General features: G+C 40.7%; 11 protein-coding genes. 7 read left to right on the top strand and 4 right to left on the bottom strand.

What is annotated here, in order from left to right:
• The coding region (locus LMH66_RS02000) for an integrase core domain-containing protein (RefSeq protein WP_420709391.1) at positions 1-182 on the top strand (182 nt) is incomplete at its 5' end.
• Between the two features lie 599 nt (positions 183-781).
• A complete protein-coding gene (locus LMH66_RS01995) occupies positions 782-1,624 on the top strand; it encodes a hypothetical protein (protein ID WP_229368135.1) in 843 nt (280 codons plus the stop codon).
• Positions 1,625-1,746: 122 nt separating this feature from the next.
• Here the strand turns inward: LMH66_RS01995 and LMH66_RS01990 are convergent, their stop codons facing one another.
• From LMH66_RS01990 to lolB, 4 genes are all read right to left on the bottom strand, one after another.
• Positions 1,747-2,751 (bottom strand): FAD:protein FMN transferase, encoded by a 1,005-nt coding sequence (locus LMH66_RS01990; protein WP_229368132.1) that lies wholly within the window; start codon positions 2,749-2,751, stop codon positions 1,747-1,749.
• A gap of 205 nt (positions 2,752-2,956) precedes the next feature.
• A complete protein-coding gene (locus LMH66_RS01985) occupies positions 2,957-3,904 on the bottom strand; it encodes a ribose-phosphate pyrophosphokinase (protein WP_102528060.1) in 948 nt (315 codons plus the stop codon).
• A 104-nt stretch (positions 3,905-4,008) separates the two neighbouring features.
• Positions 4,009-4,893, bottom strand: a complete 885-nt coding sequence (gene ispE, locus LMH66_RS01980; RefSeq protein ID WP_229368130.1) for a 4-(cytidine 5'-diphospho)-2-C-methyl-D-erythritol kinase — start codon at positions 4,891-4,893, stop codon at positions 4,009-4,011.
• A gap of 97 nt (positions 4,894-4,990) precedes the next feature.
• Positions 4,991-5,620, bottom strand: coding sequence for a lipoprotein insertase outer membrane protein LolB (gene lolB, locus LMH66_RS01975; RefSeq protein WP_229368128.1), 630 nt, complete (start codon positions 5,618-5,620; stop codon positions 4,991-4,993).
• A gap of 317 nt (positions 5,621-5,937) precedes the next feature.
• Between lolB and hemA the strand changes: the two genes are divergently transcribed.
• From hemA to LMH66_RS01950, 5 genes are all read left to right on the top strand, one after another.
• On the top strand, positions 5,938-7,188 hold the full coding sequence (gene hemA, locus LMH66_RS01970; RefSeq protein ID WP_229368126.1) for a glutamyl-tRNA reductase: 1,251 nt from the start codon (positions 5,938-5,940) through the stop codon (positions 7,186-7,188).
• A 14-nt stretch (positions 7,189-7,202) separates the two neighbouring features.
• Positions 7,203-8,288, top strand: a complete 1,086-nt coding sequence (prfA, locus tag LMH66_RS01965; RefSeq protein WP_102528056.1) for a peptide chain release factor 1 — start codon at positions 7,203-7,205, stop codon at positions 8,286-8,288.
• 86 nt (positions 8,289-8,374) lie between these two features.
• Positions 8,375-9,229: a peptide chain release factor N(5)-glutamine methyltransferase gene (gene prmC / locus LMH66_RS01960; RefSeq protein WP_229368124.1), complete on the top strand. Its 855-nt coding sequence runs from the start codon at positions 8,375-8,377 to the stop codon at positions 9,227-9,229.
• 146 nt (positions 9,230-9,375) lie between these two features.
• A complete protein-coding gene (locus LMH66_RS01955) occupies positions 9,376-9,771 on the top strand; it encodes a SirB2 family protein (RefSeq protein WP_102528054.1) in 396 nt (131 codons plus the stop codon).
• A gap of 9 nt (positions 9,772-9,780) precedes the next feature.
• Positions 9,781-10,569, top strand: a complete 789-nt coding sequence (locus tag LMH66_RS01950; protein ID WP_229368122.1) for a SirB1 family protein — start codon at positions 9,781-9,783, stop codon at positions 10,567-10,569.
• Positions 10,570-10,659: the final 90 nt, after the last annotated feature.

Raw genomic sequence — 10,659 nt, 5'->3', positions numbered from 1 at the left:
ATGCCGTAATGGAGCGTTTTTTTAGAAGCTATAAAACGGAATGGATGCCAAAGAAAGGATATCAACATTTTAATGAAGCAAAACATGATGTGCTGAACTACATATTGAAACATTACAATACAAAACGCGGGCATAGTTACAATAATTATATGACCCCTACGGCAGCTGAAATGGCGGCATGATAATAACTCCCCTAAGCGTGTACAGATTTACTTGACCACATCACATCCATGTCTGGACTCACGCGATTTTCTTGCTTACCTCAATTCAAATTGAACATTCAAAGAAGCTCAAAAGCATAATAAGTACAAACAACTTTCAAAATTAGAAACAACAAGAGAACTTGCAGGCTCAATGTTCCCCTTGAAATTGCTGAAATGTGTTGAAGAAAATGGCGTAAGCCTGACAGGACGTCAGGCTAGCTTTAGTTGGCCAGGGATGGCCTATCTAAAGCGTTAGATATTTTCGAATAAGCATGAGGCCTGCTCGTTTTTTAGAGCAATTTCGTAGGGGCGGCAAGGGATGTCGAGAAGGGAAATGCTGTTGTTTCCCTTTCGTTTGGTGTGGGCGAAGCGCCACGACGTTGAACTTAATCCAAACGAAGTTTGGAAATTAAGCAATCAAATATGGCATCAGCTTATATGTTTACTTTCCAATATAGATACTCGTTTATCCAACAGGACTCTGATAGAGTGCTTATTAATCAATGGCTTTGCTTTAGTAAGGTTTAAGTATTTGGTTTATTAAATGTGCATGCGCACAATACAAATATTAGGTTGTTATGAATATTATTTATAAGTTTATAAAAAGGTTTTTTGCCTTTATTTGTTTTCTTTGGATTTCTGGCTGTGCGACACATTATGAGCCTATTATTGTCCCTGAATATTCTGGCTCTGTAAAAATCCAATCTTCTTCGGCTACTATATCTACAACCACGGAAATACCCGCTGGTGATTATTTAGTAGCTGATAGCCAAGTATTTCTTTCTGGTAGAAGTAATTTATCAAACCATTTTGGTATATTGGGAATCTTAGTCGATCAATTAAATAATTCAGTTTCATTTGACAATGAAAATGAAACATTGAGTGTAAAGTTTGATGAAGTATTAACGGATATTATCCAAAAACAGGTTTTTGATAGAGAACTTAAGATTGTAAATGATACAGAGTCACCAAATTTAATTCTGTTACCATCAGCTAAGCTTATCTTAGATTCTGATAATTTAGCTCAAATTGAATTTAGACTTACAGTTAGAATTATTGATCCAATATCGGATATTCAATCTACTAAAAATTATTATTTTTTTAATGGCAAATCACTCCCTATATCAGGTGATAACAGCTGGTCATCGGATAATGCGTCCAATCTGATTAACTACTCACAATTTGCTCTTGAAAAATTAATTAATTCAGCTTCTTTTGATTTATTTGGTAATCATAAAGATTATTCTGATAAGAAATTACGTAAATATCTATATCTAAAATTCCCTTATTCTGAAAAACCTTTGAAAGTTGTTTTGCTAAATGAGCTTGATGATTATGTGGTTGTCTCTCATGAAAATAATGGTGTATTGGTGCAGTCGACGGTTCTCGTTGTAACAAAAGATCTATTAAGTCGAAAATAACCTGACTGATATTTTTTGAAGAAGAAAATTAATTAAGTAGGTGCTGAAAATATGTTGGGTGAGAGAAAATAAGTGGAGCCTTATAACGCTCCCCCAGCACCTGCCATTAATCCACCACTTATCTAATCCTGTTGTAGTCCCTCTGATACATGTAACGTCTGTTGATTATCAATAATAATCGCTTCGTATTCTGGCAATTGGTTAATCAGCGTCATGCCTTGTTGTAAGCCTTTTACAAATACGGCTGTTGATAGGGCATCAACGTAAGTTGAGTCTTTACCAATGACGGACACGCTGACCACTTTTCTGGCCGAGTCGCCGGTTTTAGGATTAATGATGTGATGATAACGCACGCCATCTTCGATGAAGTAGCGCTCGTAATCACCTGATGTTGAAATTGACTCGTTAGCCAGTGGTAATTGCACCGCTGTTTTTTCAGCGGCTCTAGGGTGCTTAATACCGACAAACCATGGGCGGCCGCGTCTGTCACCGAGCAGTCCAGTATCACCACCTGCGCTGACTAAGGCATGCTTAATACCTGCAGCTTGTAAAATGGCTAAGCATTGCTTAACGGCATGTCCTTTAGCTATTCCGCCTAAATCAATCCGTACATCTTGGTTTTTAAAACGAACACTAGATTGTGATTTGTCTAAGGTTACTGCGCGGTAATCTATAGCTTCGAGGGCTTGGTTTATCTCGGGTTTCGCTGGCTTTTGTCCTTGGCGGTAATCGTATTGATAACCAATTGAGGCGTAAGTGATATCAAATGTGCCGTTTGTCAGCTCAGCAATCTTGTGTGAATCAAGCAGCAAATCAAACAGTTCTTGATTAATCACAACGGCCTCTTTCCCTGCCAGTTGGTTGATTTTGCTTAATTCGCTGTCTGCTTTATAAGGACTCATTAATCGGTCGATGCGATGCATTTCTTGTTCGACGGCGATGATGAGGTTATCTGCAGTTTGTTGTTGAGTTAAATCTGTATTCTTATCTGCTTCTGAAAGCCAAAATTCAACATGAGCTTGGGTCCCCATGACTTCAAAGCTCTTTTGATGCCACTGCGCAGTGACTTGAGTGGATAAGATTAGGCCAACAAAACACAGTGAGATTAATGAGAAAGGCTTAAACATGGGTAATGACTTATTGTTGAATTATTTTTATAGCCAATAGGGTACTGAGTTATGGGTTATTAATCTAGATTGATTTATGCCAAATAACAGCCAATAAAAAACGCACTCGATTGAGTGCGTTTTTTCGATGTCGGCGCTAAGTCGAAGACCTAACTCAAAGATCTAAGCCAGATACCTTAAGCCAGCGACTAATTCAAATAATTGATTAGTGACGGAACATCGCTGAGATAGACTCTTCGTTGCTTACACGACGAATCGCTTCGGCAAGTACTGCTGACATTGTCAGTTGAGTCACTTTCTCTACTTTTAACATTTCAGGGCTTAATGGCACAGTGTCAGTAACGATGACTTCATCAATCACTGATTCTGCGATGTTAGCCGCTGCATTGCCTGAGAACACTGGGTGAGTTGCGTAAGCAAAAACACGGTTTGCGCCATGTTCTTTTAATGCTTCAGCAGCTTTACAAAGTGTGCCGCCAGTATCGATCATGTCATCTACGATGATACAGTCGCGACCTTGTACGTCACCAATGATATGCATTACCTGAGCAACGTTCGCTTGTGGGCGACGCTTATCGATAATTGCTAAGTCAGAATCATCAAGTAGTTTAGCTACAGCGCGAGCACGTACTACACCACCAATGTCTGGAGAAACCACAACTGGGTTATCAAGTTCTTTACCTAACATGTCTTCTAGCAGTACTGGGCTACCGAACACGTTATCAACTGGCACATCAAAGAAACCTTGAATTTGCTCAGCGTGTAAATCACAAGTTAGTACGCGGTCAACACCAACACTTGAAAGGAAGTCAGCAACAACTTTCGCAGTAATTGGTACACGAGCACTACGTACACGACGGTCTTGACGAGCATAACCGAAGTAAGGAATAACGGCAGTGATACGGCCTGCAGATGCACGACGTAAAGCGTCAACCATGACGATAAGTTCCATCAGGTTGTCGTTAGTCGGCGCACAAGTAGACTGGATGATGAATACATCAGCACCACGTACGTTTTCATTGATTTGAACACTGATTTCACCGTCGCTGAAACGGCCTACTACTGCATCGCCAAGTTTGCAAAATAAACGGTCGGCTATTTTTTTGGCTAGTTTAGGGGTAGCGTTACCAGCAAAGAGCTTGATATCGGGCACTTTATGAACCTCAGGTGTTGGCTTTAATGTTAGTGGCTAAAAATGTAGATAAAATACTGTGAACTGAACAGTTGGTTTTACCGTATTACACCTTTAGAAATATTTTAGCTTTGGCTTAATCGAGTCAATAAAGGTGACTGATTCAAGCCTTTAGCAACAAAACCATGCATAGTTGTTGGCAGTTTTGCCAGTGCATCTAATGCGGTTTGCTGCTGTTCGAACTCACCGAAGACGCATGCGCCAGTTCCGGTCATTCTTGACGGCGCATATTCTACCAGCCAGCTTAATGCATTGGCAACTTGAGGGTGCTTTTCTGCGACCAACTTCTGACAATCATTTGTCCAATTCTTATGCATTAATGTATCTATTGCTAATTTAGGCGTGTTGCGAGGAAGCAATGGATCTTGGAAAATTGCCTGAGTCGATACATGTACATCTGGCACGATCACTAAATAGTATAGCTCTTGTGGTTCAACGTTGATGAGTCGTTCACCGACACCTTCGGCAAAAGCAGAAAAACCATTAATAAAAACAGGGACATCCGCACCAAGCTTGAGACCGATTTCAGCCAAGGTTTGTTGCGGTAAATTCAATTTCCACAGCCGATTTAAGGCGATTAATGTGGTTGCTGCGTCAGAAGAACCGCCACCTAATCCCCCCCCCATAGGTAAATTTTTACGTAACCAAATTTCTGCGCCGCCTTGATAATTGCAATATTCTTGTAATGATTTTGCGGCCTTTAGAATTAAGTTATCTTTTTCTGCGACAACTTTAGATAATTCTGAATGTAAGGTTAATGTTTTATTTTCTGTGGGCAAAAAGTCCAGGTAATCACATTGGTCAATAAACTGAAATAACGTCTGTAGCTCATGATATCCATCACTGCGCTGGGCTGTAATGTGCAAAAACAAGTTTAACTTTGCTGGTGCTGGCCAGTTTGCTGAAATAGAGGTTGAAGTTTCATGAGTATTCAATGTCGCGGTGATCATATAACGCTTCTTTATTAAAGGGCTTATTAGGTTAACTTTATTAGCTTAACGGATTTAACTGAACTGATTTAACTTCACTTAACTCAGTGACGGTAAATTAACGGTTTTCAAGCATCGGGGCTAAAGCTTGCCATTGATTAATTTGGATCTTGATTTGTACATCAGCTCGATTAATCTGTAACAATCTTGGCACATTGGCGCCGCTTTGCTGCTGATAACTCATAAACTTGACTTGCCAATCTCCACTGATGTCTTTACTGGTAAAGGCTTTAATGCTGCCATCAGGGTGATATGCTTCAATTTGGTCGTCACTGGTGACTTGACCTGTAATCCAAAGTGGCAATTTATTCAATGGGATCTGCATGCCGCTAACACGTGAGATTAGCTGCTGTGGATCTCTGTCTGTATAGGTTTTGCCTTGTACATCGATACTGGCGAGGCCTTGTTTTGAGCTTAGCGACAGTACCGTTGTGCCAATCACAGTAGTGAGTGTTAATTCATCATGAGGCTGATTAAAGCTATGGTCATGAAACCAGAATAGATTAGTACTAAATTTGTCGGCGTCAGAACGAAAAGCAAGCTTACCTTGTAACTCCCAAGCTTTAGTTTCACTAGCTTGGTTAACATCAATATTGGTGAGTTTATGGGGAGGCTTAACCGAACAAGCGGTAAGAAAAAGACAACAAACTAACATCATGCGTTGCAGGAAAAATGTTAAATATCGCAAAAGAATTCGCTACCTATATATAGTGATGCTTTATTCTACTGACCTAAAGCACGATTGTAAAAATCCATTTAGATATTTGGGTTTTTATTAACCTATAGAAGTAAATATAGTAAGAAAGCTTTGCTTGTTAGGCGTTTATAGGCATCATAATGTTTAATAGAATTGGTCAACTTTCCTATATTTTTGTTAACAAGATAGAATAATTAGAAAAAATATAGACAATTATTCGGTTTTGTTAAGCCAATTGTGTTTTTAGTTTTATCAATTAAGTAGAATAGCCTAATTAATGATCCCGCGAAGAACTTAAAACGAGTCAAATGAGCCTAGTAGCAATCGGAATAAATCATAAAACCGCCACAGTCGACCTTCGCGAGAAAGTCGCTTTTTCACCAGATAAAATTCATGACGCCATGAAGAGTCTGGCGAGCCGCACTAGTTCTGGCGAAGCCGTTATCGTGTCGACCTGTAATCGCACCGAACTCTATTGTAATAATGGCTCTAAAGCAGACATTATTGAGTGGCTTGAGGATTATCATGACTTAACTCACGAAGAGTTGTTGCCATGTATCTATAGCTATGAAAATCAAGAGTGCGTTAAGCATTTGATGCGCGTATCTTCGGGTCTTGATTCATTAGTGCTAGGTGAACCGCAAATTTTAGGGCAAGTGAAGCAAGCCTTCGTTAAAGCCAAAGAAGCGGGTACAACGGCAGTAACGATTGATCGCCTATTTCAAAATACTTTCTCTGTCGCCAAAAAAGTGCGCACCGAAACTGAAATCGGCGCCGCTGCTGTTTCAGTCGCATTTGCAGCTGTGAGCATGGCGAAACATATTTTCTCCTCACTGAGTACCACCAATGTGTTGCTAATTGGTGCGGGTGAAACCATTGAACTGGTTGCCAAGCATTTAAAAGACAATGACGTCGCCGGTATTGTGGTTGCTAACCGCACGGTTGAGCGTGCACAGGCCATGTGTGAAGAGTTCAATGCCACAGCAATTACCTTACAAGAAATACCAGACTATCTACCTAAAGCCGATATCGTGATATCCTCTACCGCCAGTCCATTACCGATATTAGGTAAAGGTATGGTTGAAAAGGCGCTGAAACAACGTCGTCATCAACCTATGTTATTAGTTGATATTGCCGTTCCACGAGATATTGAAGCAGAAGTTGGCGAATTAGACGATGCTTTCCTTTATACTGTGGACGATTTGCACAGCATCATTGAACAGAACATGGCTTCACGTAAAGAAGCCGCCGAGCAGGCAGAGATAATTGCCGATGAACAAGCCCATGTATTTATGGAGTGGGTGAGATCGTTAGAGTCTGTAGATAGTATTCGAGAATACCGTAGCCAAAGTTTGGCAATTAAAGACGAATTAGTAGAACGCGCCTTGAACAAATTGACTCAAGGTGGTGACAATGAGCAAGTGATTTTAGAGTTAGCTAATCGCCTCACAAATCGCTTAATCCATGCACCGACACAAGCGTTAACATCTGCTAGTCGTCAAGGGGACTTGAATACCTTAGGCCAATTACGCGTCACGCTTGGTTTAGATAAAAATTAAGGTAACAGAGTTAAATGAAAGAGTCGGTTATTCGCAAGCTGGAAGGCTTGCTTGAACGTAATGAAGAAGTGTTAGCATTACTAAGTGATGCGAGTGTAATTGCGGATCAAGACCGCTTTCGTGCCTTATCAAAAGAATTTTCTCAATTAGAAGACATCGTTAAAAGCTTCACTTCATTTCAAGAGGCTCAAGGTAACCTTGAGTCTGCAAACGAAATGTTAGCTGAAGATGACGCTGAAATGCGCGAAATGGCGCAAGAAGAAATCAAAGAAGCAAAGTCTGAAATTGCCCGTCTTGAAGACGAATTGCAAATTTTGCTCCTACCTAAAGATCCTAATGACGATCGTAACGCCTTTATTGAAATCCGCGCAGGTGCGGGTGGTGATGAAGCGGCAATTTTTGCTGGTGACTTATTCCGTATGTATTCACGTTACTGTGAATCAAACAAGTGGCAGCTTGAAATCATGAACGCTAACGAAGGCGAACATGGTGGCTTTAAAGAATTGATCGTTCAAGTTTCTGGTGAAGGTGTTTACGGTAAGCTTAAGTTTGAATCTGGCGGACATCGTGTTCAACGTGTACCAGAAACAGAATCACAAGGCCGTGTACATACTTCTGCTGTTACAGTGGTTGTATTGCCAGAAGTACCAGAAGCGGAACAAATTTCGATTAACCCAGCTGACTTAAAAGTCGATACTTTCCGCGCATCAGGTGCGGGTGGTCAGCACGTCAACAAAACCGATTCAGCAATCCGTATTACTCACGTACCATCAGGTATTGTGGTGGAATGTCAGGATCAACGTTCGCAACATAAAAACCGTGCACAAGCAATGAGTGTGCTTTCGGCACGCTTGCAAGCGGTTGAAGATGAAAAGCGTCGTAGTGAAGAAGAATCAACTCGTCGTAACTTGGTTGCCAGTGGCGATCGCTCTGAGCGTATTCGTACTTATAACTTCCCACAGGGTCGTATGAGTGAGCATCGTATCAACTTAACCTTATATCGCTTAAATGAAATCATGGAAGGCGACTTAAACGTTATCATTGAGCCATTGATGCAAGAAGAACAAGCCGATTTGCTTGCAGCATTAGCTGACGATTAATTTCAAAGACTTATTTTAATAGCAAGTTTTAATAGCTAGTTTCAATAGCTAGCTTCAATAGTTATTAAAATGACTAAGGAACGACGTTGCCACAATCTTCTTTTTCTACCATTGCGGAATCTTTGCAGTGGGCGTATAGCCAATTAGTCGACTCATCCGAGTCGGCTAACATCGATGCAGAAGCCTTGCTTCTGCATTGTCTTAATAAACCCCGTAGTTACCTTTATACTTGGCCTGAAAAAGTGCTTACAGCCGATCAGTTTCATGCTTATAAAGCCATGATTGAAAAGCGTAACCAGGGAACACCTGTTGCTCATATTATTGGTGAACGTGAGTTTTGGTCGCTGCCATTTATTGTTAACGCTACTACGCTTATTCCGCGTCCTGATACGGAAATTTTAGTGGAAACTGCTCTAAATTTGCCTTTGGAGAAAGATGCTAAAGTATTGGATTTAGGCACAGGAACAGGGGCAATTGCACTTTCGCTGGCGTCAGAGCGACCACAATGGAATATGACTGCAATCGATAAGGTCGACGATGCGGTTGAACTGGCTAAAGCCAATCGTGAAAACCTCAATTTGCCCCAGGTAAACATCTTGCAATCAGATTGGTTTAGCGCAGTTGCCCATCAAGATTTTAATTTGATTGTTTCTAATCCGCCTTATATTGACGAAACCGATGTTCACCTTGATTTAGGTGACGTACGTTTTGAGCCATCAAGTGCGTTAACTGCAGCTGAACAAGGCTATGCCGATTTATTCCATATTGCCGAGCATGCAACAGCCTATCTATCTGAAGGCGGCTATTTATTGCTAGAGCATGGTTTTGAGCAAGCGTTAGTGGTCAGAAAAAAGTTAATTGATCTTGGCTATGACAATGTGGCGACAGTGCGAGATTTTGGTAGTAATGACCGCTGCACATTAGGGCAATGGCAAGGTTAATTAAGCTTTTGAACCTAAGGTTATCTTCAATAAAGTCGATGGCTGACTAGGCTGTAAAAAGGCGGTTTTGCCTAACGTTGCTATCCGGTTGCTTGATGAAGTAAACTAGCGTCCATTTTATCTGTAGCTCAAAGAGAAAAACAATAATGGAAACCTTTTACAGTCTATACCCTGCTGTTAAGCACACACACTTAACCTTCATTTTATTAAGTGTGGTATTCTTTATTACTCGCTTTGTCCTGCATATGCGCCAATCTCCAGTGATGGACAAGAAGTTCATCAAAGTTGCACCGCATGTAATTGATACCTTCTTATTATTGTCAGGACTGACATTGTGCTTCATGATCAAGCAGTATCCTTTTGTGGATGCGTGGATGACAGAGAAGTTTCTTGCAGTACTTGCTTACATCGGTCTAGGTGTAATGGCATTAAAAGGTGACCGCAATAAATTCTTTAAAATCTTTGCCTTTTTAGGCGCTATTGGATGGCTCGTATTAGCTGCCAGGCTGGCTCATTTTAAACAAGTTGTATTAATGGGTTAATAGAGTTTCATGGCTAAACATCAAATGAATGATGCAGTGAAGATCCCCGACACTGCATTCGAAATTACGCAGCATTTAGGTTTTTCTCAAGAGAAAAAAGCATTATGGGCTTGGTATGAAATTGCCGGTTCAGTAATGAGCTTACATGTTGAAGATCCGCAACAACGTTTTGAAGGTTTACTGCGTTGGTTTTATACCGACTTAGGCTTTTGTGCGCGTGAAGATTACTTCAGTGTTGAAGCTGCCGATTTAGGCAGTTGTATTATGAGCCGTCAAGGCAATAGTACAACACTGGCAACGGTCATGATCTTATTGGCTAAGCAGCTTGATATCACCTTAGATGCAGTGCTGCTTCCTGGTCAAACAGTGGTCCGTTCAAGAATTAATGACAATATCGTGTATATCGATCCGTTAACGGGTCTTGAGCTAAGTCGTCACCAATTGCATCTGTTAGTGCGCGGTGAACTTGGTAATTCTGCAATGCTAAAGCCAAAGTACCTTAAAACGGCGTCGCTTAAGCGATTAATCACCCGCATGCTGCATGAGCTAAAAGCAGGCTGTATTGTCACTCATCAATTTGAGCAGGCAATGGAGTGCTGTAACTTACTCCTACAATGGCATCCTGATGACGTTAATTTAAATCGCGAACGTGCTTTTATTGCTCAGCAATTGGGGTGTATTAAAGTGGCGATTTCTGATTTACAGCACTTTATTGATAGCAGTCCACACGATCCCGTGACTGAAATCGTTAAAATGCAATTAAAAGAACTCAGCGACCAACCGCAAACTTACCATTAGATTTTGTTTGGTAAAGTGTGAATTCAGGCTCATTTATTGAGCCTGAATTTTTTATAATAACCACCCAGAAAATCAATAACGATTCATCAA

It is taken from the genome of Shewanella sp. 10N.7, assembly GCF_020806285.1.
Classification (GTDB): domain Bacteria; phylum Pseudomonadota; class Gammaproteobacteria; order Enterobacterales; family Shewanellaceae; genus Shewanella; species Shewanella electrodiphila.
This window is presented reverse-complemented; position numbering and strand designations above follow the sequence as displayed.